This window comes from Pradoshia sp. Z6_59, from assembly GCF_058267515.1.
The window spans coordinates 47867-73946 of the sequence record NZ_JBZCPP010000010.1; the positions used below are offsets into that span (position 1 = coordinate 47867).

Sequence of the window (26080 nt, forward strand, 5' to 3'; positions counted from 1 at the left end):
AATAAAGTATGAATGTGTGCTTATTAACGTCTTAATCAACAAAAAACGCCTGCAAGTCATCGATAAATAGATTTGCAGACGTTATATTAGTTTCGTCTCACAAGTTCCACCTTCCTTCTCATAAAACGCTGACGAGGTTAGCTGTCGGATTCGGGACTTCTGAGTAGTCCTACCATAAAGGATTCACCCCAGAAACAATGGGTCCCCCGCGCAATAATGCTTAAGCGATTTAGAAATTAGAAACTGTGATAATAATACTCCCGATATGAGAAATGTAAATATTTTCATCCATTAATTTTTATATAATTATTAATTTATTCACATAAATTTCTTTTTGTTTTTGGTCACAGTCTACTCTGCTTTCAACCTATACATAAAGGAAAAAATCCCACAAGCAAATCAAGCCTTATAAGGTTGATATGAAATTCAAAATGATTCCTAATACTAACAATCCGTTTTAGTATGATAAGAATTTAAATATCAACCTCTTAACTAGGATAAATCCCCTCTTTAATCCTCATATTATAAGTAGTTATCGCAAATAAATAATATAATTATTAATTTGTGGTTGAAAAATGACCGAAAAACGAATATTATATTAAATGTCGTCAAAAACGTTCGCTTTTTCAAGGTGAATAGATGGAGGTATACGAATTGTTAGACAAATTTTTCTCTATAAGCCAAAACGGCTCTACTGTTAAAACGGAAGTTTTAGCAGGTATAACTACTTTCTTTACGATGGTGTACATTGTAATAGTTAACCCGGCAATCCTTTCCGCTTCAGGAATTCCCTTTAATCAGGTATTTATTGCTACCATTATCTCGGCAGTAATTGGTACGTTAATTATGGGATTATATGCAAAATATCCAATCGCTGTTGCGCCAGGTATGGGAATAAACGCTTACTTTACGAGTGTAGTTGCCACACAAGGTCTTAGCTATCAGGTTGTCCTGGGCGCAGTATTTATAGCTGGTCTCTTATTTATTTTATTAAGTTTTACTGATTTAAGAGAAAAGATCATTAATTCCATCCCACTTTCGATTAAATATGGAATTACTTCTGGTATTGGTTTATTCATAGCATTTCTTGGTTTCAGGCAATCACAAATCTTTATTGCCAATGAAAGCAATCTTGTTGGTTTAGGTGATTTAACTGCTCCAGTTCCTTTATTAACAATTGCAGGCCTATTCATCACACTTATCCTGATGGTTAGAAAAGTTCCAGGTGCCCTGTTCATCGGGATGATTATTACAGCCATCATTGGCTATTTTACTGGTATGTTAGATATCACTGCCAAAGAATTTCTTCCTTCATTACCAGAAGGAATGGCATTCTTTGATTTAGATCTTGCAGGTGTCTTCACTAACGGTTTATACTCAGTTGTGTTTTCATTTTTACTTGTAACTATCTTTGATACAACAGGTACAATGGTGGCTGTGTCCGACCAGGCTGGATTGTTAAAAGACGGCAAGTTCCCTCGAGCTAAACAGGCTTTCCTGGGTGATTCTATCGCTACTACAGTTGGTGCCGCTTTTGGTACAAGCCCGACAACTGCTTATGTGGAATCAACAGCAGGTGTTGCTGCAGGCGGACGCACAGGTTTGACATCCGTTGTTGTAGCTCTATTGTTTGTTGTTGCATTGTTCTTTTCACCATTTATCGCAGCTATATCTAACTTGTCAGCTATAACTGCTCCTGTTTTAATCATCGTTGGTTGCTTTATGATGGAAGGTTTAGCAAAGATTACATGGTCAAAATTTGATGAAGCATTTACAGCATTTGTTATCATCCTTGCAATGCCATTAACATCAAGTATCTCTACTGGTATTGCGTTTGGATTTATTATTTATCCAATCTTAAAATTAGCAGGTGGCAAAGGTAAAGAAGTTCCACCTCTCGTTTACATCTTTGGAGTACTATTCCTTATTCAATTAGTCTTCTTAGGAGGACATTAAAAAATATAGAGCTGGATTTCTTTATAAATCCAGCTCTATATTTTTACCCCCGATAAATTATTGATATTTTCTGATATCTAGATGATATACTTTTATAGTAAATAATATTGTATGGGGAGGATTAATCCATGAATAATTTTGAAGAAAAATTAGATCGTTATGCTGACTTGACTGTTAAGAAAGCCGCTAATGTACAAAAGGACCAAATTGTATTCATCATATCCACTATTGAAACTGCACCATTTACACGTAAACTTGTTAAAAAAGCCTATGAAGCAGGTGCAAAGCAGGTTTTTGTGGAATGGAGTGATGAAGAAATTAACCGAACGAAATATTTGCTGGCACCTGACGAGGCATTTACTGAATTTCCTTCATGGATGGCTGCCTCCAGAAACGAAATGGTTGAAAGAGGCGCAACTTTTATAACGATTGTCTCTCAAGATCCGGATTTACTGAATGGGATCGATTCAAATCGGATCGCTAATTTTCAAAAGGCTGCAGGTAAGGCTCTCAATAATTTACGCGAAGCAATGCAGTCCAATAAGATCAGCTGGACAGTCGTTGCTGCTGCAGGTGATGGTTGGTCCAAAAAAATATTCCCCGGACAAGAAAACAGCTTAGATTTACTTTGGGATGCCATCTTTTCTTCAGTCCGTGTTGATCAGGAAGATGTTATTCAAGCATGGGAGGATCATCTAGATACATTAATCAGTAAAGCTGATTATTTAAATAACAAAAAATATAAATACATACACTATAAAGCACCCGGTACGGATTTAAGAATTGAACTTTCCGAGAAACATAAATGGTGTGCAGCAGGAGCTAAAGACTCGACCGGCAAAGAATTCATAGCCAATATGCCTACTGAAGAAGTATTTACGATTCCCTTGAAAAATGGAGTAAATGGCACGGTTTCAAGCACAAAACCGTTAGCTTATGGCGGCAATGTTATTGATGAATTTACGTTAACGTTTGAAGATGGAAAAATCGTAAATGCCGAGGCGAAAAAAGGAAATGATATTTTAAATCATCTCATCAATGTTGATGAAGGAGCTAAATACTTAGGTGAAGTTGCACTGGTACCTCACCATTCACCAATATCTGAATCTAATATCTTATTCTATAATACGTTATTTGATGAAAATGCTTCTAACCACCTCGCCATTGGAGCTGGATATCCATTCTGCCTCGAAGGTGGAGAAGAAATGAATGTCGAACAATTGCATAAGTACGGGGTAAATATCAGCCAAGTGCATGAGGACTTCATGATTGGCTCAGCTGATATGGATATTGATGGAGAATTGCCTGATGGTACACGTGAAGCCATATTCCGTAATGGGAATTGGGCGTTTTGATTTTATTATCAGACTTATAACCCTTTAATAATAGTAGTCCAAAAAACAAAACGCGCTTAGAAAAATATTTCTAAGCGCGTTTTGTTTTCGTTTAGCTAGTTGTTCATTCTTAACTATCACAAAAATTTATGTCTTGTGCAATTTATGCCTTCTCTTTTAAATTCTCATTAATTTTTAATTGCTGTGTTGCAAATTCATGATAAAGCTTGTGAATTTGCATTAATTCTTCATGTGTTCCTCTACCTGTAATTTCACCTTTTTCAATAAATAGCAACTGATCCGCATTGACGACGGTTGATAATCGGTGGGCAATAACGATTGTCGTCCTCCCTACCATTAGTTTATTTAATGCAGCCTGTACGATTTGTTCAGACTGGCTGTCTAAACTTGATGTGGCCTCGTCCAGCATTAGAATACTTGGATTTCTCAATAACGCTCTTGCTATCGCAATTCGTTGGCGCTGTCCTCCTGACAGCTTCAATCCCCTCTCCCCTACATCCGTTTGGAATCCTTCTGGAAGCTGCTGAATGAATTCAAGTGCATGAGCCATTTCAGCTGCTTGCTCCAGTTCAATGGAGGTGACTTCCCTTTCCAGACCATAACATATATTATCCTGGATCGTACCTGCCAAAAGCGGGCTTTCTTGAGATACATACCCAATATGCTTCCGCCACGATTGCAAATTGTATTCACCGATAGGAATTCCCCCTATCCTGATTGATCCCTCACTTGGTTCGTAAAAGCGTTCAAGCAATTTAAACAGAGTCGTTTTCCCGCCACCGCTTGGTCCAACAATCGCTGTTACTTTTCCCGCTTCAATCGTTGCATTTAAATGACGAAGAATCAAAGACTCCTCTGCATATCCAAATGATAAATCATCGATAACGATATCGACATTTGCTTTTACTAGTTCTTTCCCTCTGAGTAAATCCTCTTCTTTTTCATTCAGGATTTCAATTATTCTCATGGTTGCCCCCATCGAACGCTGCAATTGAGTGAAAAATGTCGTGATTTGTCCCATAGGCATAATAATTTGAAAAATATAAAGAATAAAAGCTACAAGCGAACCTGCTGTAATTATTCCGCTTGCTACCTGCATACCGCCATACCCGATAATTCCTACTAGAGCAGCCATTAGCACTAATGTGATAATTGGTGAAACAAGAGACTGGGTCTTCGCTTCTTTTAAACCGAGAGCGAACAACCGTTTTACACCTGACATTCCCCTATTATATTCAATTTCTTCTGCATTGGATGCCTTGACTAAGCGGATTTCAGGTAGGACCTGATTTAATACTCCTGTAAATCTACCAGTTTCAGCTTGGGTCTCCTTCGAGATATTAAGCATTATTCGGCCAATTGGTATTAAAATCATGGCTGCTATTGGGAATACAATAAATATTAACAGGGTTAATTTCCAGTTCATGATAAATAATATCGTTATAGACCCAATAACTGAAATCATTCCAGTAATAGCCCCAACTAAATGGGTAGTTATTAATTCTTTGACGACCATCGTGTCATTTGTTAACCTGCTAATCATTTCACCTGAACCATATTTGTCAGAGTACGAAACAGGCAGCTTAATCAACTTTTTCCATAATAAATCCCGCAAGCCTGCAATGATTTTTTGACCATTATATCCAAGTGCATAGGTCGCGTATGCACTTAAACCAGCTTGAGCAATAAACACCAATACAATTATAAGAATCTGACTTTTAGATAAAGAAGACATACTGAAGCCATCTACCAATTCCTTTGTTAACAATGGAATGAGCAACCCAATAAGGGTAGTAATAATACTCAGACCGAGTGCAAAACCAAGTCTTCCATATGAAGGGTTAGTTGCATGCAATAACCGAAAAAAGCGTTTATAACTCCCCTTCTGTTTTCTTTCATTCATAAACTTTCTTCCTCCTGAGTTTAGCTTCTATATTAACGTTACCGAAGAACTGATATAAAGACAATCCTAATTATGTAAAACATTGGGATTTTAAACTGAATTTAATATGTTTTATACATTATACATTTTTTCAAATCCTATTTCTTTTTTTAAAAGACCTACAAAACCATCGTATTTAAACTGTCATATTTTACACTTTCCGAAACTGTATAGCTATATTGACTTGTATATATTATATAAATATAATTTTATTTGCTTTTAATTTGGTTACTTAACTATTAGGAAGGCATTATTTTAGTAGTGGAGGTATGACAGTAAACAAAGACCAATCAGTTGGAAAATTGAACAGGGCTTTTACACAGTTTGACAAATTGGATTGGGAAAAGAAAACAATAAAAGGATATAAACCAAGTGAAATAAGAGTTTTGACATGTATCAAGAAAAAAACTCAACATATTACCGAGATTAAGGTATCCGAGATCAGCAAACAGTTAAATGTTAAATTACCATCTGTTACCCCAATTTTAAATAAGCTGGAACAGCATAACCTAATTACCCGCAGAATTGATAAAAATGATCGCAGGGTGGTACTGGTTACATTAACATGTGAGGGAGAATCTGTAGCAGATGCAGCACTTGCTAAATTACATCATACTTTTACCCTTCTAGAGGAATATATCGGATTAGATGATAGTAAAGAACTTACCCGATATTAACAAAAGTACATGAATTTTTTGATGAAAATCAATATTAAGGAGTTGTATTAATTTTTGAGGAAATTGTTTCGCTATTTAGCACCGTATAAATTACCGATTGTTTTTATATTCGCATTGGTATTTATACAGTCATTATCAGAATTATTCTTACCCACATTGATGTCTGACATCATCGACACAGGCGTCATTAATCAAAACATACCATACATATGGAAAATTGGCGGATTTATGCTTTTGGTTGCTGCGGTTGGTACGCTTTGCTCTGTTACGGCAAGTTACTTTAGCGCAAAAGTATCCATGTCATTTGGCAAAAATCTTCGCTCCAGAGTATTCTCCCATGTTGAGAATTTTTCACTTCATGAATTTGAACAAGTTGGTACTGCTTCCTTAATTACAAGAACAACCAATGATATAACACAGGTGCAATTGGTTCTGAACATGATTCTTAGAATGATGATAATGGCACCATTAATGGCTATTGGTGGCATTATTATGGCCTTTTCAAAAGATCCTGAACTTTCCTGGGTTATCATTCTTGCGATTCCAGTCCTAGTTGGAGTTATACTTTTTGTCATCTGGAAAGGCGTCCCTCTATTTAAACTGGTTCAACGCAGATTGGATGCTGTAAACCGTGTCATTCGTGAAAATTTGACTGGTGTCCGTGTCATTCGTTCCTTTAATCGGATCCATTTTGAAAAGGAACGTTTTAAGAAGGCAAACACTGACTTAAGAGACACTACTATCAAGGTAAATAAATTAATGGCTACACTTATGCCGCTCATGATGCTGATTATGAACTATACAACGATTGCGGTTGTTTGGTTTGGTGCAATCAGGATTGATCATGGAGAAATGCAGGTCGGTGATTTAATGGCCTTTATGCAATATGCCATGCAAATTATGTTTTCCATGGTTATGCTTTCCATGATGTTTGTCATGATTCCTCGTGCTTCTGCTTCAGCAGCTCGTATTAATGAAGTATTGGCGATTAAGCCTACTATTAAAGATGAGCCAATTAAGCATGAAGCTAAACCAACTAAAACTGGCTACCTGGAATTTAAGGATGTTACATTCAGCTATCCAGGTGCCGAAGAACCTGCCTTAAAAGGCCTTTCATTCAGCGCTGGTCCTGGTGAGGTTACAGCCATTATCGGTGGAACTGGTTCCGGGAAATCTACATTATTAAAATTGATTCCTCGTTTTTATGAACCGACTGAAGGCAGTATTTATGTAAATGGAATCAATATTAAGGAATTGGAATTAATGGATTTACGTAACCGAATTGGTCTAGTTCCTCAGAAAGCTGTTCTATTCACCGGTACCGTAAAGGAAAATATCCTCTACGGAAATGAGAATGCCAGTGATGAAGAAGTCATCCATGCTGCAAAAGTCGCACAAGCCTATGATTTTGTTTCTAATATGAAGGAAGGCTTTGACTCTCCAATCTCTCAAGGTGGGACAAATATTTCCGGCGGACAAAAACAGCGTCTATCGATCGCGAGAGCCTTGGTTCGAAAACCGGAAATCTATATGTTTGATGACAGCTTTTCTGCACTGGATTTCAAAACGGACGCTAAGCTGCGGAAAGCTTTAAAAAGTGAAACCACGGAAGGAACGGTTTTATTGGTTGCCCAACGTGTATCTACAGTTATGGATGCCGATCGTATCATTGTGTTGGATGAAGGAAATATTATGGGAATTGGTACACATGAAGAATTACTAAAATCATGTGAAACCTATCAAGAAATCGTGAAGTCACAGCTTTCTGAGGAGGAGATTGCATGAGCAGAATGACAAGAAGACAATCAAATCCGGGATTTGGTCCTCCAGGCGGTCCAGGAGCACCGATACAAAAAGCAAAAGATTTTAAGGGAACGTTAAAACGATTAATTCGTTATTTAGCGCCTTATAAATTTCGCCTTTTAACTGTTTTGCTGGCTGCTATCCTCAGTACGGTTTTTACCATTGTCGGCCCAAAAGTTTTAGGTAAAGCGACAACCAAAATATTTGAAGGCATTATGGAAAAAATGTCAGGTATTCCTGGTGCAGGCATCGATTTTGAGTATATCATTCGAATTCTCTTCCTACTTGGCGGTTTATACTTGTTTAGCTCACTCTTCGCCTTTATCCAGCAATATATTATGGCAAGCGTTGCTCAAAATACGGTATTTACATTAAGAGAAGAAGCTGAAGCTAAGGTATCTCGGCTCCCTTTAAAGTATTTTGATGGAACAACAACGGGTGAAACTTTAAGCCGGATTGTAAATGATATTGATAATATCAGCACTACCTTACAACAAAGCTTAACACAGCTTATTACCAGTGTAGTAACAATTATTGGTGTTATTATTATGATGCTGTCAATCAGTCCGGTTATGACAGGAATTCTTCTGTTAACATTACCTTTAAGCGGAGTTGTCGCTGTATTTGTAGCCAAAAAATCTCAAACATACTTTGCTGGCCAACAAAAATCACTTGGAAATTTGAGCGGCCATGTTGAAGAAATCTATACTGGTCATGAAGTCGTGAAAGCCTTTGGCCAAGAGGAAAAAGCTTTAGAAGAGTTTGAGGTAATAAATGAAAAATTATACGAATCTTCCTGGAAAGCACAATTTATTTCAGGTGTAATCATGCCTTTCATGCAATTTATCGGAAATATCGGATACGTACTCATTTGTGTAGTTGGCGGTATTTTTGTTACAAACGGAAGAATAACAGTTGGTGATATTCAGGCTTTTATACAATATGCACGTCAATTTACACAACCGATTACTCAAACGGCGAATATCGCTAACATTATTCAATCTACTGTTGCTTCTGCAGAACGTGTATTTGAACTGCTAGATGAGGAAGAGGAAGAAGCAGAAACTCAGAATCCACAAGTGATTTCTAATCCAAAAGGACAAGTTGTTTTTGATCATGTTGCATTCGGATATAAGCAGGATCAGCTATTGATCAAAGATATGAATCTTGAAGTCAAACCAGGGCAAAAAGTGGCCATAGTAGGTCCAACCGGTGCAGGTAAAACAACAATGATTAACCTGTTAATGCGTTTTTACGAATTAAATGACGGTAGCATCAAAATTGATGGTGTCGATATTAAAGAAATGAAACGCGGAGATCTCCATGGATTATTCGGTATGGTTCTTCAGGATACATGGCTCTTTAATGGTACCATTGCAGATAATATTGGCTATGGTCGTGAAGGTGCCACTCGTGAAGAAATTATTGAAGCGGCCCAAGCAGCTCATGCCGATCATTTTATTCGTACATTGCCAGAAGGATATGAAACTGAATTAAATGAAGAAGCATCTAATATATCACAGGGTCAAAAACAATTGCTTACAATAGCTCGTGCCATTTTAGCAAACCCTTCTATTCTAATCTTGGATGAAGCAACAAGCAGTGTGGATACACGAACTGAAATCTTTATTCAGAAAGCGATGAATCGCTTAATGGAAAACCGTACAAGCTTTGTGATCGCTCACCGTTTATCCACGATTAAAGATGCAGATTTAATTTTAGTAATGAATAAAGGAACCGTTATTGAACAAGGCACTCATGACGAGTTACTGAGTCAAAATGGTTTCTATGCGGATCTTTATAACAGCCAGTTTGCAGATGAAGCCGTATAAAACACAACAGATGTGCCGGGAAAGAAAACTTCCCGGCACATTTGATACCGCTAAATAATATTTCCGGAGCCCCACTCTTTGACCAATCACCCCCCTTGTCCTTTTGTTTTTAGATGTTTTCGTTAACTATAATCCTTTAATTCAGACTAAATTCCCCTGTCATAAGTATTTGTCTGATGTTTTAAAAGAACTACTTAGGGATAAATGATAAGAAAGTCGCAAAGCCTGAGGTGTATGATATGGAGAAAACGAAAGCCGAAAAAGACATTAGCAGTTATATAGGACGAATGCTAAGAGAAACCTTCGGACGAGGCCCCAGCCACGTTATTTGTACGTTATCGTCTCCTACTCTTGCTGTGCATCTTACCGATTTCCTATCCCCTATGGAGAAATCCTTATTGGCGAATCAAGATGGTGAAGTTTACGTGCAAAAGAACCGGGACCTTCTCATGGAAACCATAATCAAAGACATCACCTCCTATATTGAAGCAGTATTAGGAACAAAAGTTGATGAATTCTTTTATGATTGGAATTTGCAAACTTCGACCGGCATGTTTATTATTACATTATTAAAAACAGCGACGAGCATCAGTGAATATAGAAATAGAGAGAAAGTCGAGCGAGAGTTAGCAAAGGTTACCGAGCTCGCTCAAAAAGAACCAGAAGAAATCTATTCAACTATGCTCAATAAGCGGCAACTGATGATTGTCCGAAAAGGTATAATGGTCCCGATCGAAAAGGAATTCATAAAATTCGGATTTACAGAACAACTAACGATCACGAAAAGAGATTTGGAGAAACGTCTGATAAAAGAGCATAAAGGCAATTTCGAGAACTATTTAAACACCAAAATAATTGAAGTTTACGTTTTGGAATTTCGGGAAAGATACCAGCTATATTATTTTCATTTTACAAAGTTGATTGGTCGATTGACAATAACCCCCATCTGCGATAAAGTTAGCTGTAAATCTAAATAAAATAACTGATAGCAATGAATGGGCATAGAACCATACATAAGTCAGAAAAGGATCCTTTTCTGGCTTTTTTTATGAATAAATTCAAAAAAACAGGGGATGATTACCTATAAATATGGAAGAATGTATACAAATAAAGAAGGAACTGTTAGACAAGCTAGAATCATTTAAGAAACAGAAATTATTAAGCTGCCATCTAATCAAACGGATGGAAATGGAACATTATTTCGAAGAAGTCGCAAGCTCTTTATCAATTGATTATAAAAAAGAGCTAAATTCGACTAACACTGTTTATTATTTCTGTATCAAAGAGTGTCAATTACAATTGAAATTTTTATTTCGCTACGGTACATATTATACACGACACCAAATTATTAACCGATATGAATAGAGAAAGATTTTATCGGGTGATCCTTTTATTAAATATACTGACTATCCAGCCATCAGCTGTCTTTATGAAATGTCAATTCATTCATATGAAATGTACATATAGACAAAAGAAACCTGATTTTTGTGTACAGCTCCAGATTAATCTTTAGGTTTAACCAGCTGAGATAGTTGTGTCACTAAACATACCGATTTAAGGCAAGAAGTATTAGATTAATCCTTAGGCACTTCATTTGAATGTCTTTCTCTAAACAAATGACAGTAATTAATACCTGATCAACAAACGCACTAAAGGTGCTTGAGGAATTCTTCTTATTGTTTTTTATAATCTTTATCTCTGTATATTCCTTTACCATCCTCCCCTCTTTTAATCTATTAAACCAATCAATTCAGCGCACACTTTTGTAATGTTTGGTATCGTTATAGAATCAGAAAATCATGTCGAGTTACGGAGACAAAACATATTCTATGCTGATTTTCACAACAGAAGTTTAACAGACGAAGTATGTATATAAAAAAATATGCCAGGAATAAACTTCCCAGCATGTTTTTTTACACGTTCTCTGCTACTGTTTCTATTTTCATGGAGGGTCCAAAAAATTCATACCGTACTTTATCTTGCGGTACTCCTAGTTTATAAAGCATTTGAATAACTACCTGCATAAATTCAACTGGTCCACAAACATAGAAAATTCCATTCTGATCTAATTGCCTCAATACATCTTCATTGATTCTGCCTGTTTTATAATTCTCCTCGATTACATCAGCTTCTTCATTATAAAAGTTGATTGTCATATCATGCATTTGCTTGCTTAAAATGGATAGCTCATCAGCAAATGCTTGAAGCTTCCTATTTTTGAATGCGTGTATCAAAGTTATTTTTCTTAATGATTCCTGTTTATACAGTGTATTCAACATACTCATAAATGGCGTTATCCCCACTCCGGCTGCTATAAAAGTGATTGGCTCGGTGTCCTCTTCTAAAGTAAAATCACCCGCCGGTACCGTTAGTTGCAATATATCATCCACATAAACTTCCTTATGCAGGTAATTAGATACTTTACCATCAGGATTGTCATGCATACTTTCACTTTTAACAGAAATTCGATAGTATTCACCGTTGGATACATTAGTTAAGCTATATTGGCGATTCATCATAAACTGTTCTCCTGGAATCTGAACCCGCACAGTTATATATTGGCCTGGTTCAAATTCTGGCACTGCCAGCCCATCAGTTGGTTTTAAATAGAAGGAAGTAATAACGTCACTTTCCTTCACTTTCTTTATGACTGTAAATTCCCGATAGTCTCTCCAACCACCAACCTTATTTTCCGCTTCTTCATACATTTCACGTTCAACCTCTATGAAGATATCAGCTATTGCCCCATAGGCCTCTTCCCAAGCTTTTAAAATATCATCTGTAGCCGCATCACCCAATACTTTTTTAATGGCCTGCAATAAATATTTTCCTACAATCGGATAATGCTCAGGTTTAATCACTAAACTACGGTGTTTATGTGCGATTTGTTTTACAACCGGCAGAAGAACTTCCAATTGATCGATATAATAGGCCGCAGCTGTTACCGTATTTGCTAATGCAGTCTGCTGTCTTCCCCTTTTTTGATTTGCATGGTTAAAGATATTCAAAAGTTCAGGATGTGCTTCAAACATCGTTTTATAAAAAACTGTAGTTATTTCCTTACCTCTTGTTTCTAATATCGGTGCAGTTGATTTTACAATTTCAATTGTTTGAGTAGACAACATAAAAAAGTCCCCTTTTAAAGATGTATTTAGAATACATCTTTAATTTTACTCTATTGGAAAGTAAAAGCAATATTTCAAATACATCTTTTCTGTGAAGTTTCTTTGGCAGCCAATTTATGTATGGTAGTATTATAGATGAGTAGATAATCTGAAGCGGGGCGTGACTATGCGATTAACAAATTTCAGTGACTATTCCATCAGGGTGCTTATGTACTTAGCAAGTCATCCCGATCGACTAGTAAATATAAAAGAAATTGCTGATGCCTATGGCATTTCCAAAAATCATTTGATGAAAATCATATACCAGTTGGGCAAGTTAGGTTATATAGAAACCATACGTGGGCGTAATGGTGGCATGAGACTGGCAATGGACCCTCGTGAAATCAATATCGGTGGTTTAGTAAGAAAAACTGAAGAGGATTTTAACATAGTGGAGTGTTTTTCTGATCATAATACATGTCCCATCTCTCCTGTTTGTACGTTGAGAGGTGTATTAAATAAAGCATTGTATGCTTTTCTAAACGTATTGGATGGCTATACACTCGCAGATATATCACAAAACAAAGAAGTGTTAGCCCAATTTCTAGGAGCATATTCCGAAGTAAACAGTGATTCGAGAAATCCAGGTTAGAAACAACAATTATATACTAATATATTTAATAGGCAGTACGGCAGTCATTCATGGACTGTTGCACTGCCTATCTTTCTTTATAACAAAGGTGGAAATTCGCACTTTTATACACACTTACTTAACTCCAAATATTCCGTATCTCCTATAGAAAGTATCATCCTCTAAATGCCTTAATGGTTCAAGATACTGAATCTTTTTCTTTTTGAATATCTTTCAATGCGAAGGCTGGAAACCTACGGGAAAGAAAATCGACAAGACATTATCTTGTCAAAACAGTAAAGATCCAGTTCCAAAATTGGTTCATTCATTTCTGAGAGTTGACTCTAGACAATAGTTTTTAAGGAATTTGCTCAAAATTTACATAATATTTTGAATGTGGAAAAATTTTAAGATGAATTAACAGAATCTTTTGTGATATTATTTAAATATAACATCAAGAGTAAAGAAGGTGATATAGTGTGCGCTCAGAAAAAATATAATGATTTATTAAATGAGTTACGAAAAAATTATCAAATGTACTATGATAACCGGACAATATCACATAAGGATTTTTATAAACGCCGTGTACATTTAATTATGAAACTTCGTACATTGGATATCAATGAAGATAAATCATTATTAAGCGATATTTCAACCTATTCATCAGATTCCAATAAACACAATTAACCTTTCATATAAATTGAGTTAAAAAGAGATTGAGCAGTTTAAAAATCCATTCAATCTCTTCATGCAATTCTCTTTAGGAAGCAAATTCCTTATTTTTTATATCTTAGTAAGCCGCCTACTCCTATCGTTAGGATATCCCTTGAATGCTCCATATTCTAATGAAATACTAGGAATGCAGACACTATTTTTCTCGTTCACATTTAGAGGATCTGACAAAATTTTAGTGAATCTTCTTTAAATCAATAACCTCCTGAGCCAATGCCTGGATTCTATTATTCTCTTCTTCATTTACAATTTTATTGCCAGGTCCAAAGCAGCTTGTATGTAAAAATACATTATTAAATGGTATTATCGCTTTAAAATAAGATAATATCGGCTTTAATTGGTACTCAGTTACTAAAAAGTGTTTTTCAGATCCTCCATTCGTAACAATTCCCACCACTTTTCCCTTAAAACAATCCGGAGCTAAATGATCAAATAGATTCTTAAGTACGCCCGGTATCGACGCCTGATATATAGGTGTACCAATTATTATAATATCCGCATCATTTAGTTTATTGACTACCGTTTGGGTATCCTGATTATAGGAAGTAAAAGGAATACCTCTTACAAATTCCACATTATAATTTCTAAGATCTATTAATTCTGTATCTAGTTGATTATCTATATTGTTTATAGCTGCCAATACCTCTTCTACTGATTTAGGTGTTTTTTCACCAATAATGGAACCTGATAAACCTATAACTTTCATTACTTATTCACACTCCCACTCTATGCATCTCCATATTTTGTTAGTTCTATACTTTTATCATACTTTTTGGAGAACAGAATATCTACTATTTCTGCTTTTTGTAAAAAGCTTTATTCCAATAAAGTGTGAAATCCTCATTTACGCCAGCAAAACAAGACGTAACTCGAAAGTAGATTCTGAATAAACATTCTATTTTAAAAACAAAAAGCCTTATTTTTTGCAAATAAGGTGATGAAATAGGCTTATAGAATTTGAATAAATGAATTACATTAAAACATCCTGATATTCTTTTTTATTTTCAAGTACCATTTTGGCAAATGGACAGACGGGCTTAATATATTTATTTTCATTTCTGGCATGCAACACTACACGGTTTACTAATGCTTTGCCTAAGCCTTTCCCCCTGTAGCTATTTGCAACCAATGTATGATTTATGATGATACTGCCTTGGTCAGATACCTCTTGCTCATTTGCCACAAATTCTATCTGAGCAACAATATTCCCGCCAACTGCTATATAAAAATCGTTACTATAGCCAGGCACAATAACCCTCTCCCATCTTTCATTATTTATGACATCTGTAAGTAAACAGTAAACGCACTGTTTTAGAAGTAATGATCATAAGGACTATTGAAGAAATAATTGAATACAAATTTTATATTAAAGTGTTAAACTTCGTGAAAGTTAACGTTTCTTTATCATTAAAAGTATATGAATAGTATCTTTTTTTATGGCTGTTGTTTTTCACGTAATAATACTGATTTTATTTTGAGAATTTTCTGTTAAAATAGTTAAAACTGGAAATAAAGGAGTAAAGAAGAATGAATGTGGAGTATTTTATAGGAATTGTTCCACCTGAAGAATATTTGGAACGAATTGAGCATTTTCAAAGTTTATGGATTAATCAATCGGGTGTAGAGCCTCACATAACATTGAAAGCACAAGGAGGACTAACTCCAGATAAACAGTGGATTGATAAGGTACAAACAGTATGCGATACCTTCAAACCTTTTCAAGTATCATTAGATAAGCCTAACTATTTTGGAGATAGCGTTTTATATTTGAGTGTTAACTCAAATAATTTACACAAATTGCATCATAAAATAGTAAAAAAGATTTCACCGTCAGAAGATTTAATAAAACAGTATTTTGAACTCGAGGCCTTTGTACCTCACTTAACACTGGGGAAAGAACAATACAGTGGAAACATTTCTACTGGACTCTCTAAAAAAGAACTAAAAGAAATGGAAATAATAGCAGATAAAGAGTTGAAACCATACCCTGATTTTGAAGTAGATTTCATTAGAGTATATGAACTAAACATTGAAAAGCAAAAATATGAAAGATATTTAGATATCTCTTTAAGCAATTGACCTCACATATCGCGGTCTTTTTATACATTTCTAAACATTACAACAGTTTTATAATTAGATTTTTGCTGAAATAAACATTTGCTCCATGCGTTTATCAAATGCTAAATCTTTTCCTAATTCAAGACAATGGAACCAACAGAGATAGATTTCCAATATTATCCTTAAATCAATTATACCCATTTATACAGGGCACAAACTATACAAAAACAGCCTTATTATTAATAAAATCCATCATTCATGTATATATATCCTTTTAATAACATTAATATGAACTTTTTTAATAAATATGTTATAGGATATATGATTATAAAAAGCAGCAGTCCAACTCTAGATGAATTGAACTGCCATTGTTTTTATACTTATTTATAAAGATTATTCAAAAGTCATGAGGCCAAAGTACGCCAGGCATTAATCGAGGAAAAAGGCCTCTTTTAATTCATCACTAATTAAATGCCACGCCTCTTCAGCCTGTTTCAATTCCCCTGTATGGGTAAACGCATGGGCAGCTTCCATGTACCTTTTCTTCTTAACAGTGACCCCAGCTTCTTCAAGCTGACTTGCATAGTAGTCTGCTTCATCTGCAAGAGAGTCATATTCAGCAGTAATGATTAAAGCAGGCGGCAGATCTTCTAAATCCTCAGCATATACAGGTGAGACCAATGGGTTTTCCGCATCTTTCATTGATTTTAAATAGGATTCATTAAACAGTTTTGCCATTCTGGGTGGTATGGCTTTTTTATGCTTGAATTTCAGGTCCGGATCAGTAGCAAGGTCAAGCGGTGGATAATTAAGGATTTGCTTCACTATAGGGATCTGCTCTCTCTCCTTGTTCAGCAAACAAAGAGCAGCTGCTAAATTCCCACCTGCACTATGTCCCCCAACTGCTATTCGCTTATTGTCTACCTGAAGGACATTGGGGTTCTCATAAAGCCATTTCAGAATATCATAGCATTCGTATAATGCAGCAGGAAATTTGTATTCAGGCGCCAGATGGTAATCAATATTCACGACTAAACAACTGGCTCGGTCCGCAATTACAGGGCACCACGCATCATCCAATTCAGCACTTCCCATCACAAATCCACCGCCATGCATATTCACAAAAACGGGTAATGGTCCCCTTGTTTCAAGTTTTGGCCGATATGTAATGACGCGTGTACTTCCCAAACCTGTTTCAATTAACCGCTCCTCTCTTTCAATGTCAGGTTTTATGCTAGGTTTCAGAGAGGAGGCCTGTACCATCTTACGTTCCATCATACGAATGGTCTTTACGAGTACTTTTTGATTTAGAACAAGCAATATACACACTCCTTTATCCGAGACTGTAACAATTAAGTCAAATAGTACGTTTTTGTACAAAAAGTTTTTGTGATATAAATTATCTATATATTAAAATAATAATAACAATATTCTTTTACGACAGGAGAATGGTGATGGAAAAGACAGCGATTCTTTTAGTTAACTTGGGTACACCTGATCAACCAACCACGACCTCTGTTCGTTCGTATTTAAAAGAATTTCTAAGTGACAGTAGAGTAATTGATTTACCTAGGTGGAAATGGATGCCTGTCCTGCACGGAATTATCCTGAAAACCCGGCCGCCGAAAACAGCAAAGCTCTACCAATCTATATGGACGAATGAAGGATCACCTTTATTAACCATTTCTATTAAACAAAAACAAGAATTAGAGAAGAAATTCGCACATTCTAATGTTAAAGTATCACTTGCTATGAATTATGGTAACCCCTCTATAAACGATGAATTAGAAAAGCTACATAAATGGGGAATGCGCCGATTAATTGTCGTGCCCTTATTTCCGCAATATTCTTCCACTACTACAGGATCTGTTTGGGATCATTTGAACCAAACATTATCTAAATGGAAAGATATCCCGGAAGTGATATTTATACGTGATTATCCTGATCATCCAATATGGATTAAATTATTAAAAACACGTATTGAACTATGCACAAAAGAACATGGACATCCTGATGCAGTAGTCCTGTCTTATCATGGCATTCCTAAAAGATATGTATCAGATGGGGACGATTATCCATACCAATGCTTAAAAACCACTCAGGCTCTAAAAAAAGAATTGCCAGATCACACTATCATTACATGCTATCAATCTAAATTTGGAAAGGAACCTTGGCTTGAACCATCAACCAGTGAAACATTGCGTCATCTTGCCAAAAGCGGTTCTAAACATATTCACATTCTCGCTCCCAGTTTTACAGTCGATTGCCTGGAAACATTGGAAGAACTTCAGGTTGAGAATCATACTATTTTTATGGAAAACGGCGGTGAAAAATATCATTATATAGAAGCCGCCAATGATGATCCTTTATTTATTCAATGCCTGGTGGATATCATTAAGCCCTATTTGGTTCCCATTAAAAATTTCATGTAGAAATATTGAAAAATATCCCAATTTAATCTTATCATAACCAGCAAAAAAATAAACAATAAAGAACCAATCCTTTTCCTGGAACGTCCTTTATTGTTTATTTAGCTTGGTTCATGAAGTTCTACTATCACCTCATAAATTCCATTTTTATCATCTATTCATTTCAAGGACCCTTTTCACTTCGTAAAATAACCTATAAATAAAAACAGTATGATTTTTATATACTGCCCTAACGAACTATCTTGAAATTTTTAATTATGTATAAACTGCTCTTAAATAGGATATCTGATACAACAAGTCCGATTGCAATCCCAACTGCACAGTAACCAACATTTAAAAATCCGATTAACGCACCATCATAGTCCTGTAATGTTAATAAACGAAATGCCTGAAAAGCTGTTATTCCCGGAACGATTGGCACCAGCCCCGGTACATAAAAGACAGTCAGCGGCATCTTAAAGATTCGTGCAGAAATTTGTCCGGCAAAGGCTAATAATAACGAACACACTATACTGGATAGAAATACCCCGTACCCTTCTGTGCTTAAAATCCAGTATCCCATCCAACCGCACATCCCTACAAGTCCTCCTATTGGTATAGACCTGCGCGGAACATTACAAATAACGGCGAAGGATATCGATGATAGAAAGCTAAAAACCATATGAATAAGGATCTGATTCACTTTACCCGCCTCCTAATTGATAAATAAATAATAGACGGTAGCAATTCCCGTACCAATCGCTCCTGCAATGAAGACAGCCTCCACTAATCGGATTGTCCCTGAGAGATAATGCTTTGCCATCATATCGCGAATTGCATTGGTCATCGCAATACCGGGTACAAGCGGTGCAACCGTCCCTATCATGACGGAATTTAAATGACTTCCCATTATACTGTTAATATAATAGGCAACAATCCCTCCCAAAAATGCAGCGATATATTCCACTATGAATGGTGTTTTCATAATTTTAAAGCCAATCAAATAGGTTATATAACACAAAAGGCCCCCGATCATACTCGCCGGTAAATCTACAAATGTTCCATTCATAATCAGCATAACGCTTCCACTCAATACAGCTGTACAAATAAGTCTGAACCATAAGGGATAGTCAAGCGGGTCCTGATCAATTGCTTTCAGTTCCGAAAGAACTTCCTCAATTGTCAGACGGCCTTCCGAGTACATTCTTGATATTTGGTTGACCTTCGTTACCTTTTCAAGATTATGATCCCGATTATCGATTCTAACGAAATTCGTATTGTCCAAGCCTATATTCACGAAAATCCCATTAACTGTCACATATGTAAATGCATTTGTTCCATGCTTTATTCCTAGTGAAGTACTAATCATTCTTTCCATGGTATCCTCTACCCGGCTCGTTTCCGCTCCATTTTCCAGCATAATACGCCCGGCCAGAAGACTGGCATCAATAATAATTTTATTCTTGTCTACTGCCACTTTCGTCAACTCACTTCACATTTAATATCAGTCAATGCTAATATATTGTACAATAATTATTCTGAAAAGATAGAGGTAAAATGAGTGGAAACTAAAACTTTGTTAGTATAGAGGAAAAGAATACTAATCTAACCCTATAATTCACTATTTCGCAATGATTATGTCAATGTTCTCGTTATGAATTAACTAATTATCAGGAAATCTATTCATTACGCTAAATTACTTCAAAACTATTATAGCGCCTCCTCATAATGTACTATGATAAGTCAGTTAAATAACAGGGCTCTGTTCAGGAGTTTGTTGCTAATAAATATTGGAGGCAGCCGAAAAAAGCTGTCTCCATTATTGATCTAACGCCTGAATTTATATATTTAGGATTACTCAATTGAATTTAGTTCATCAATTGTCTTAAAAATTCTCTACACATCTTTTATATGTAGATCATTTTTCTCATCATTATATAAACCATATTCCCAAGTTTTTAATGTATCATCTTCTAATGTAAGAATTCCGACAGCATAACTATTGCAATTCATTGTTTTGTCGTATTCCAAATCTTTTTCAGTAAAAGGGGCATATTGATTTGTTCCCATAAAAAAGAAAGGGACGGCTGAATTAAAGTAAATAGCTGCATATTGACTTTCAGCGGCTTCAAAATGGTTATTTTCCGCAAGAGTTCAATTCTTTGTTTTCATTTCACCAAAAGAAAATTCAAGAAAACTAAGTAGAATAAGTGCAAAAGCAACCATATCTACGAACAAAGCCAAAAATAAAGAACATAACAAATATGACTAATCTGTTATGCTCTTTATTTAATCTACTTTTATTCAATTTATACCTGGATAATTTTTCTCAGCAATAGAGATGATTGGTTACCCTCTTATTTTTATAGATTGCTTAAAAAATCTCTGACTTGATCGGGCGTCTTAGCATTAGCACTATGTAAATGAGCTATTTTTTCTCCATTTTTATAAACTAATAAGGACGGAATTCCCATAACATTTTCTTTTTCTGCTAATTCGGGGAATTCATCTTTATCAATTGTAAACCATTGTTTATCTTCATGCTCCGCAATAATTTCGTCTATAAATATATCCAGTCGTTTGCAATCCGGACACCAAGTAGTCGTAAATATATTTACGGTTAGTTTATCGCTTTTTATTTGATTATCAAATTCTTCTACAGATGTAACTTGTAGCATTCTCTAAATCTCCCTTCCCTTCTCTATTACTATAATAAACATTTTAAATACTTTACACATTTTAAATGCATATAATGATGTTTACAATAATATTTTCATTAATCTATGCTACACCCGCCAACAATTGGTACAATAGTCTTATATAAGGAGATTACTGTAATGGAGGTTTTTTATGCTATTGTTACATCTAATGTCTAAAGAAGAAACAGAAGAATCGATTGAACTATTAAAAAACAAACTGCAGGAATCCGTAGAGAAATACGGACAATACGATTATCGGACTATTGAATTAAATAAACAGCTAACATTATATATCAATCACTACAAAAAACTAAAAAAGCAGAATTAAATGTTCCTGGCTATGATCAACAAATTAAAGTACAGCAAAAAAAGATGAACCTTGTGTTCAACAAAGCCCATCTCTACGTTTTATTCATCTGTTTCCATCTCTGAAAGTGGTAATCCTGTTGTTTTTTCCATTTCAGTAAGAACTTTGGTAACCATTTCATCTGACCATCCATTTGACCACTTTGTTAATTCAATGCTGCCCTCTTCATCAGGATTGCCAAAGTAAACTTGAATTGGCGCTCCCTTATACTCCACTGTACGCTCTGGTAATTCACTGGCTTGTTCATCACTTCGACTGGCACCTATAGATACTCCAGCAGCATAAACTATCGAAAATACAGTCATTAAACCAATTGTCACTTTTCCAAATTTCCTCATTCATTCCACCCCGTTCTTCAAACATTCTTTTATGCCTAATCCTCATCTTATAATCCTATTTTTACCAAATTTACAAACATCAAACATTAATTAAAGGCAAAGACTCATGTTTATTATGTTTTAAATAATTGCCATTTGAAGGAAATAATAAAGAAATACACGTAATAACCTATTCTCCTAATATTGGCTTTCATGATAAACCCATCATTTTAAAAGACATGAGTCGTGAATTTTAATGATATGGTAACACAATAAAATTCTATTTATATTGGAATAAGTGTGTTTTGGCCCTTCTCTTATCCGAATTATTCGAATCACACACTTGAATAATTGTAGTTCTATAAGTTCTATTCGAATTCGAATAACAGATTTATCGGTTCCTCTTTGCTACTGCCTTTTCTATAAATCCTTTTTCTTTGCTAAAGATCGATATGGTCAGTGCCAGCAGGTCCTTTATTCTAGTGTATATCCGTAAAAGCCAGGTTTGTTCTTTTTCTAAGATATTCATCTATTACTACATACATTATTGCTGCTACAATCCCAAGATAAGCAAAAAATATAGTCTCCATTGCTACAAATAAAAATCTTGAGAGGAACATTCCATATATCATAATTTTTATTAGAAGTCGTGCTTTTTTATGTTGTACTAGACCCGCAATTATTTCTCCGATGATTGATGCTATAAATCCATAAAGAAAAACAAACAGGAATGAATATGGAAATGCAAAGAATAAAAAAGATTCAAATAAATGATCACTTTGTTCTCCTAAGATGTATGAAGTAACCATAAGAAATAAAGATGTTAAGACAGAAACGATAATAACCGATTGCAAATTTCTGATGATTATCCTAATGTTTATTCCCCCCAGTACGTTAAACTATACCGTTATATTCTAGATACTAATTTTCTAATCCATATTGAATTACCACTTTCACGAAGTATAAGTTAAACGCATACCTCAAAATAAAATTAGCATATCCAATATTCAATTTCCACTTTTTTCTAAACAATTCGTATAAGGGGTATAAAGTTCTACACCCTGTCCATTCTATTTTCTATTGACTGAAAAATTATAGATGTTCTTATGCCGCTTATCTATCGTCCGGGTCATCTTCCTTATTGAGTTTTAATAATTTTATAGACTCCCAATTATAAGAATGTTGACATACTTCCAAATTAATGACCATAATATGGGATATGAATTTTTTATGAGGAGTAATAGGATGATCACGAAAAACACACAAAAAGTAATGCCATTAAGCCCTGATTATGACCCATGGGAAACCTATATGGATATAGAACAATATGGAAATCTAACCCTTTCTAATATAGAATTTACAACCACAACATTATGTAACATGCGTTGTGAGCACTGTGCTGTTGGCTATACCCTGCAACCGAAGGATCCTGATGCACTGCCTTTGGAACTAATCTTACACCGGTTGGAGGAAATCCCTAATTTACGTTCCATTAGTATAACCGGCGGTGAACCTATGCTCTCGAAAAAGAGTGTTGAAAATTATGTTCAGCCTCTATTAAAATATGCACACTCACGTGGAGTGCGAACACAAATAAATTCTAATTTAACACTTCCGCTAGAGAGATATGAAACAATTATTCCTTATTTAGATGTTTTGCATATTTCACATAACTGGGGAACCATCGATGATTTTATAGATGGCGGTTTTGCTATGATGGAGAGAAAACCAACTCGTGAGCAGCGCGAAGTCTTATTTAATAGAATTATTACCAATTCCCAGGCATTAACGAAAGCGGGAGTACTCGTATCTGCTGAAACCATGCTTAATAAAAGGACGCTTCCCCATTTAGAACATATACACAAACAAATTGTTGAAGAAATGGGCTGCCAAAGGCATGAGGTGCATCCTATGTACCCTAGTTCTTTTGCTTCTGCTTTAGAAACACTTTCATTGGATGAAACAAGGAAAGCCATTCACCATCTTCTGGATATTCGTAATGAAAACATTTGGATGCTGTTTGGAACATTGCCTTTTTATCCATGCAGCCCCAAAAAAGAAGACCTTGAATTACTGCAAAGATTATATTCAAGCAAAAACGTGACTGTTCGGAATGACCCTGATGGCCGATCTCGTTTAAATGTAAATATCTTTAGTGGGGATGTAATCGTAACTGACTTTGGAGATACCCCACCACTTGGCAATATTAAGGAGCAATCATTGCCTGCAGCCTATAATAATTGGATGAAATCCAGTCTGGCTGATTCATTAAACTGTCATTGTCCGGCAGTAAAATGCCTAGGTCCAAATGTATTGGTTAAAAACGCTTATTATCCAGAAATGAATTTCAAATTAAATACAACTAATTTATAACAGTTCAGATTAAGAATATTATTTTAAAGAGGGATGGTCGATTTTAAGAAATCGACCTATTTTTTTGTCTATATAGGGAAAATTGATCAATTAACTTATTGAAAAAATCTCGACCCTGTCAATAAGTTAAAATATAAAAGTTATAGCGATGAGGCCCATATAAACTACCAAACACTTTATTTAATCACCGAAATATCCGTCATTTCTTCTCCATTCTTTTATGTCTTTTTAATCACTCAGGTTTATCCAATTTAGTTTTGTAACCTTTTTACATTTTAAGGTAAAATTAAGTGTAATACCAATAGTTATTAAAGAATGGAGATTGGGGTGAATTAGATGGGGGAATCTATTCATTACAAATTTTGGACTGTTTGTATGGTTCAGAACGGAGATTATGTCCTGTTATTAAACAGACAGCACGATCATTTCAAGGGATTTATACCACCAGGAGGTAAAGTAGAGTTTCCAGAAAGTTTTACAGAGTCCGCTATTAGAGAAGTGAAAGAAGAGACAGGATTAAGTGTAAGTAATCTTGTCTATAAAGGGCTTTATGAGTATGTCAATCCCGAAAAACATGACAGACATATGATCTTTAACTATTTAACCACAAGTTTTAGCGGAACATTGTTGCAAAACTCACCAGAGGGTAAACCTATATGGGTTCATATAAATGAAGCTTCCAATCTCCCAATGCAGGAATCTATAAGAAGAAGATTTCCCTTGTTTTTTGAAGAAGGAACATTTGAGATTCAGGTCGAATGGGATAATGAGAGAAATCAAGAAGGTAAAGTTTCTATAAGGAAGACCTAAGCTAGTTTACAGGAAATACTAGATACTTCTTTTTAAATGCTTATTAAATAAAGTTCTTCTGATAAGACTTAATCATTAAAGTACTGTTCCTTATAATTATAGATATCTATTAGACGCACTTTCATTAATCAATCAAACAAAAACAGCGTCCGATAAACGAACGCTGTTGTTAATTAGAACCATTTTTTAACTTTCGCAAGACATTGATTATGCTTTTTTATGTAGGCTTTGGCTTTACCATACTTCTTAAATCCACCTTCACCTTTGTTATAAGCACTCAAGGTAGCCTCTTTTAAAGCAGTACCTTTATAACCTTTTTTCTTATATTTCTTTTGTAAATCGGATAGCATGTATGTTCCCCAATTCATATTTACATATGGATCATAGGGTTTATTCTTTGTCTTTGTAATTTTAGCTAAATTTTTATGGTTAATTTTATTAATTTGGAAATATCCGTAATTACTTCCACCTTTTGCTTTTACTTTCATATTGCTTTCATGCAGCATTACTGCAAGCGTTTCTTTATAATCTAATCCTCTTTGTTTAGTCATTTTAAACAGATATTGTTGTTGGGCTTTTGGCAAAGGAACTTTTTTAGAATATTTAAATCCAGCTAAACTGCTACTTGCTGCATCAGCTTTTTGTCCCGGTATAGTGGTACTTGCGATTAACGCAAAGATGAATAATAAACTGATAGCAATTTTTCCAAATAGTTTAGGTTGTAATTTAATCATATAAACTCCTTTTCACTAGCAACTTTTTTTTACGTTTTGTTACTCTTGTACTATATCAAAAGTCTTTGCTAGAAATATAGGAATTCATCAGATTATAACCTTATTGTAAGGATGATGTCTTCTATGTAATCTGTTTGTAAAATAAGTAGACTAATTTCAATATAAAATTGAGTGATTCTTATAAAAAGATTTACTTTTTCCAGGAAAATCTGTTTTTAGTATGGTTACAATATAAGTCGTTCTACTAGTGCTATTGGAAAATAAATGAAGAATTGTACAATC

At 35.1% G+C, this 26080-nt stretch carries 24 protein-coding genes, 1 pseudogene and 1 riboswitch; of the genes and pseudogenes, 14 read left to right on the forward strand and 11 right to left on the reverse strand.

Annotated features, from left to right (window positions below; genetic code table 11):
* Positions 1–110: 110 nt before the first annotated feature.
* Positions 111–237, reverse strand: a riboswitch (cyclic di-AMP (ydaO/yuaA leader).
* A 417-nt stretch (positions 238–654) separates the two neighbouring features.
* Entirely contained in the window at positions 655–1956 is a 1302-nt protein-coding gene (locus tag AC4D4B_RS11930; RefSeq protein ID WP_490995753.1) for an NCS2 family permease, read from the forward strand.
* A gap of 128 nt (positions 1957–2084) precedes the next feature.
* On the forward strand, positions 2085–3311 hold the full coding sequence (locus tag AC4D4B_RS11935) for an aminopeptidase (RefSeq protein ID WP_491000002.1): 1227 nt from the start codon (positions 2085–2087) through the stop codon (positions 3309–3311).
* Between the two features lie 142 nt (positions 3312–3453).
* Here the strand turns inward: AC4D4B_RS11935 and AC4D4B_RS11940 are convergent, their stop codons facing one another.
* Complete coding sequence (locus AC4D4B_RS11940) at positions 3454–5214, reverse strand: ABC transporter ATP-binding protein (RefSeq protein ID WP_491000003.1); 1761 nt, start codon at positions 5212–5214, stop codon at positions 3454–3456.
* A 308-nt stretch (positions 5215–5522) separates the two neighbouring features.
* Between AC4D4B_RS11940 and AC4D4B_RS11945 the strand changes: the two genes are divergently transcribed.
* The 5 genes from AC4D4B_RS11945 (at position 5523) to AC4D4B_RS11965 (ending at position 10930) form a co-directional block, all read left to right on the forward strand.
* On the forward strand, positions 5523–5930 hold the full coding sequence (locus tag AC4D4B_RS11945) for a MarR family transcriptional regulator (protein WP_490995764.1): 408 nt from the start codon (positions 5523–5525) through the stop codon (positions 5928–5930).
* 54 nt (positions 5931–5984) lie between these two features.
* Positions 5985–7715: an ABC transporter ATP-binding protein gene (locus tag AC4D4B_RS11950; protein WP_491000004.1), complete on the forward strand. Its 1731-nt coding sequence runs from the start codon at positions 5985–5987 to the stop codon at positions 7713–7715.
* Positions 7712–9565, forward strand: a complete 1854-nt coding sequence (locus AC4D4B_RS11955; protein ID WP_491000005.1) for an ABC transporter ATP-binding protein — start codon at positions 7712–7714, stop codon at positions 9563–9565. Before AC4D4B_RS11950 ends, AC4D4B_RS11955 begins: the two co-directional genes overlap by 4 nt.
* 239 nt (positions 9566–9804) lie before the next feature.
* Complete coding sequence (locus AC4D4B_RS11960; RefSeq protein ID WP_491000006.1) at positions 9805–10542, forward strand: Na-translocating system protein MpsC family protein; 738 nt, start codon at positions 9805–9807, stop codon at positions 10540–10542.
* A gap of 112 nt (positions 10543–10654) precedes the next feature.
* On the forward strand, positions 10655–10930 hold the full coding sequence (locus tag AC4D4B_RS11965) for a hypothetical protein (RefSeq protein WP_491000007.1): 276 nt from the start codon (positions 10655–10657) through the stop codon (positions 10928–10930).
* Between the two features lie 548 nt (positions 10931–11478).
* On the opposite strand, the gene hmpA is transcribed toward AC4D4B_RS11965, so the two are convergent.
* Positions 11479–12690, reverse strand: a complete 1212-nt coding sequence (hmpA, locus tag AC4D4B_RS11970) for an NO-inducible flavohemoprotein (RefSeq protein ID WP_491000008.1) — start codon at positions 12688–12690, stop codon at positions 11479–11481.
* A 166-nt stretch (positions 12691–12856) separates the two neighbouring features.
* Here hmpA and AC4D4B_RS11975 point away from each other — a divergent pair, with 166 nt between their 5' ends.
* Together AC4D4B_RS11975 and AC4D4B_RS11980 are read left to right on the forward strand one after the other, a co-directional pair.
* Positions 12857–13321, forward strand: a complete 465-nt coding sequence (locus AC4D4B_RS11975) for an RrF2 family transcriptional regulator (protein ID WP_490995769.1) — start codon at positions 12857–12859, stop codon at positions 13319–13321.
* 456 nt (positions 13322–13777) lie between these two features.
* Entirely contained in the window at positions 13778–13987 is a 210-nt protein-coding gene (locus AC4D4B_RS11980; protein ID WP_490995770.1) for a hypothetical protein, read from the forward strand.
* A 220-nt stretch (positions 13988–14207) separates the two neighbouring features.
* Here AC4D4B_RS11980 and AC4D4B_RS11985 read toward each other — a convergent pair whose 3' ends face one another.
* On the reverse strand, positions 14208–14738 hold the full coding sequence (locus tag AC4D4B_RS11985; RefSeq protein ID WP_491000009.1) for an NADPH-dependent FMN reductase: 531 nt from the start codon (positions 14736–14738) through the stop codon (positions 14208–14210).
* Positions 14739–15002: 264 nt separating this feature from the next.
* Positions 15003–15314: pseudogene (locus AC4D4B_RS11990) on the reverse strand (GNAT family N-acetyltransferase); the annotation flags it as partial.
* A 245-nt stretch (positions 15315–15559) separates the two neighbouring features.
* On the opposite strand from AC4D4B_RS11990, the gene AC4D4B_RS11995 reads away from it, so the two are divergent.
* Positions 15560–16111, forward strand: a complete 552-nt coding sequence (locus AC4D4B_RS11995; protein ID WP_490995772.1) for a 2'-5' RNA ligase family protein — start codon at positions 15560–15562, stop codon at positions 16109–16111.
* Positions 16112–16519: 408 nt separating this feature from the next.
* Here the strand turns inward: AC4D4B_RS11995 and AC4D4B_RS12000 are convergent, their stop codons facing one another.
* A complete protein-coding gene (locus tag AC4D4B_RS12000; RefSeq protein WP_490996019.1) occupies positions 16520–17413 on the reverse strand; it encodes an alpha/beta hydrolase in 894 nt (297 codons plus the stop codon).
* Positions 17414–17544: 131 nt separating this feature from the next.
* On the opposite strand from AC4D4B_RS12000, the gene hemH reads away from it, so the two are divergent.
* Positions 17545–18522 (forward strand): ferrochelatase, encoded by a 978-nt coding sequence (gene hemH / locus AC4D4B_RS12005; RefSeq protein ID WP_491000010.1) that lies wholly within the window; start codon positions 17545–17547, stop codon positions 18520–18522.
* Between the two features lie 226 nt (positions 18523–18748).
* Here hemH and AC4D4B_RS12010 read toward each other — a convergent pair whose 3' ends face one another.
* The 4 genes from AC4D4B_RS12010 to AC4D4B_RS12025 form a co-directional block, all read right to left on the reverse strand.
* A complete protein-coding gene (locus tag AC4D4B_RS12010) occupies positions 18749–19201 on the reverse strand; it encodes a threonine/serine exporter family protein (protein WP_490995774.1) in 453 nt (150 codons plus the stop codon).
* A 12-nt stretch (positions 19202–19213) separates the two neighbouring features.
* Positions 19214–19975 carry a threonine/serine exporter family protein gene (locus tag AC4D4B_RS12015; protein ID WP_490995775.1) on the reverse strand — a complete coding sequence of 254 codons (762 nt, stop codon included), beginning with the start codon at positions 19973–19975 and terminating at the stop codon, positions 19214–19216.
* A 419-nt stretch (positions 19976–20394) separates the two neighbouring features.
* The gene (locus AC4D4B_RS12020) at positions 20395–20568 is read right to left on the reverse strand and encodes a hypothetical protein (RefSeq protein ID WP_491000011.1); all 174 of its coding nucleotides are present in this window, start codon (positions 20566–20568) and stop codon (positions 20395–20397) included.
* A gap of 293 nt (positions 20569–20861) precedes the next feature.
* Entirely contained in the window at positions 20862–21176 is a 315-nt protein-coding gene (locus AC4D4B_RS12025) for a thioredoxin family protein (RefSeq protein WP_491000012.1), read from the reverse strand.
* Positions 21177–21348: 172 nt separating this feature from the next.
* Here AC4D4B_RS12025 and AC4D4B_RS12030 point away from each other — a divergent pair, with 172 nt between their 5' ends.
* On the forward strand, positions 21349–21525 hold the full coding sequence (locus AC4D4B_RS12030; RefSeq protein ID WP_491000013.1) for a hypothetical protein: 177 nt from the start codon (positions 21349–21351) through the stop codon (positions 21523–21525).
* An 80-nt stretch (positions 21526–21605) separates the two neighbouring features.
* Here AC4D4B_RS12030 and AC4D4B_RS12035 read toward each other — a convergent pair whose 3' ends face one another.
* The gene (locus AC4D4B_RS12035; RefSeq protein ID WP_490995778.1) at positions 21606–21902 is read right to left on the reverse strand and encodes a hypothetical protein; all 297 of its coding nucleotides are present in this window, start codon (positions 21900–21902) and stop codon (positions 21606–21608) included.
* A gap of 1224 nt (positions 21903–23126) precedes the next feature.
* Between AC4D4B_RS12035 and yfkAB the strand changes: the two genes are divergently transcribed.
* Positions 23127–24254 carry a radical SAM/CxCxxxxC motif protein YfkAB gene (yfkAB, locus tag AC4D4B_RS12040; RefSeq protein ID WP_490995779.1) on the forward strand — a complete coding sequence of 376 codons (1128 nt, stop codon included), beginning with the start codon at positions 23127–23129 and terminating at the stop codon, positions 24252–24254.
* 336 nt (positions 24255–24590) lie between these two features.
* Entirely contained in the window at positions 24591–25064 is a 474-nt protein-coding gene (locus AC4D4B_RS12045) for an 8-oxo-dGTP diphosphatase (protein ID WP_491000014.1), read from the forward strand.
* Between the two features lie 173 nt (positions 25065–25237).
* Here AC4D4B_RS12045 and AC4D4B_RS12050 read toward each other — a convergent pair whose 3' ends face one another.
* Positions 25238–25798, reverse strand: coding sequence for a transglycosylase SLT domain-containing protein (locus AC4D4B_RS12050; RefSeq protein WP_490995781.1), 561 nt, complete (start codon positions 25796–25798; stop codon positions 25238–25240).
* Between the last annotated feature and the right edge of the window lie 282 nt (positions 25799–26080).

Coding starts and splice junctions, on each gene's coding strand:
- AC4D4B_RS11935 (WP_491000002.1), top strand. CDS start 2,085: ATGAATAATTTTGAAGAAAAATTAGATCGTTATGCTGACTTGACTGTT.
- AC4D4B_RS11940 (WP_491000003.1), bottom strand. CDS start 5,214: ATGAATGAAAGAAAACAGAAGGGGAGTTATAAACGCTTTTTTCGGTTA.
- AC4D4B_RS11945 (WP_490995764.1), top strand. CDS start 5,523: ATGACAGTAAACAAAGACCAATCAGTTGGAAAATTGAACAGGGCTTTT.
- AC4D4B_RS11955 (WP_491000005.1), top strand. CDS start 7,712: ATGAGCAGAATGACAAGAAGACAATCAAATCCGGGATTTGGTCCTCCA.
- AC4D4B_RS11960 (WP_491000006.1), top strand. CDS start 9,805: ATGGAGAAAACGAAAGCCGAAAAAGACATTAGCAGTTATATAGGACGA.
- AC4D4B_RS11965 (WP_491000007.1), top strand. CDS start 10,655: ATGGAAGAATGTATACAAATAAAGAAGGAACTGTTAGACAAGCTAGAA.
- hmpA (WP_491000008.1), bottom strand. CDS start 12,690: ATGTTGTCTACTCAAACAATTGAAATTGTAAAATCAACTGCACCGATA.
- AC4D4B_RS11975 (WP_490995769.1), top strand. CDS start 12,857: ATGCGATTAACAAATTTCAGTGACTATTCCATCAGGGTGCTTATGTAC.
- AC4D4B_RS11985 (WP_491000009.1), bottom strand. CDS start 14,738: ATGAAAGTTATAGGTTTATCAGGTTCCATTATTGGTGAAAAAACACCT.
- AC4D4B_RS11995 (WP_490995772.1), top strand. CDS start 15,560: ATGAATGTGGAGTATTTTATAGGAATTGTTCCACCTGAAGAATATTTG.
- hemH (WP_491000010.1), top strand. CDS start 17,545: ATGGAAAAGACAGCGATTCTTTTAGTTAACTTGGGTACACCTGATCAA.
- AC4D4B_RS12020 (WP_491000011.1), bottom strand. CDS start 20,568: ATGGGAACAAATCAATATGCCCCTTTTACTGAAAAAGATTTGGAATAC.
- AC4D4B_RS12025 (WP_491000012.1), bottom strand. CDS start 21,176: ATGCTACAAGTTACATCTGTAGAAGAATTTGATAATCAAATAAAAAGC.
- AC4D4B_RS12030 (WP_491000013.1), top strand. CDS start 21,349: ATGCTATTGTTACATCTAATGTCTAAAGAAGAAACAGAAGAATCGATT.
- AC4D4B_RS12035 (WP_490995778.1), bottom strand. CDS start 21,902: ATGAGGAAATTTGGAAAAGTGACAATTGGTTTAATGACTGTATTTTCG.
- yfkAB (WP_490995779.1), top strand. CDS start 23,127: ATGATCACGAAAAACACACAAAAAGTAATGCCATTAAGCCCTGATTAT.
- AC4D4B_RS12045 (WP_491000014.1), top strand. CDS start 24,591: ATGGGGGAATCTATTCATTACAAATTTTGGACTGTTTGTATGGTTCAG.
- AC4D4B_RS12050 (WP_490995781.1), bottom strand. CDS start 25,798: ATGATTAAATTACAACCTAAACTATTTGGAAAAATTGCTATCAGTTTA.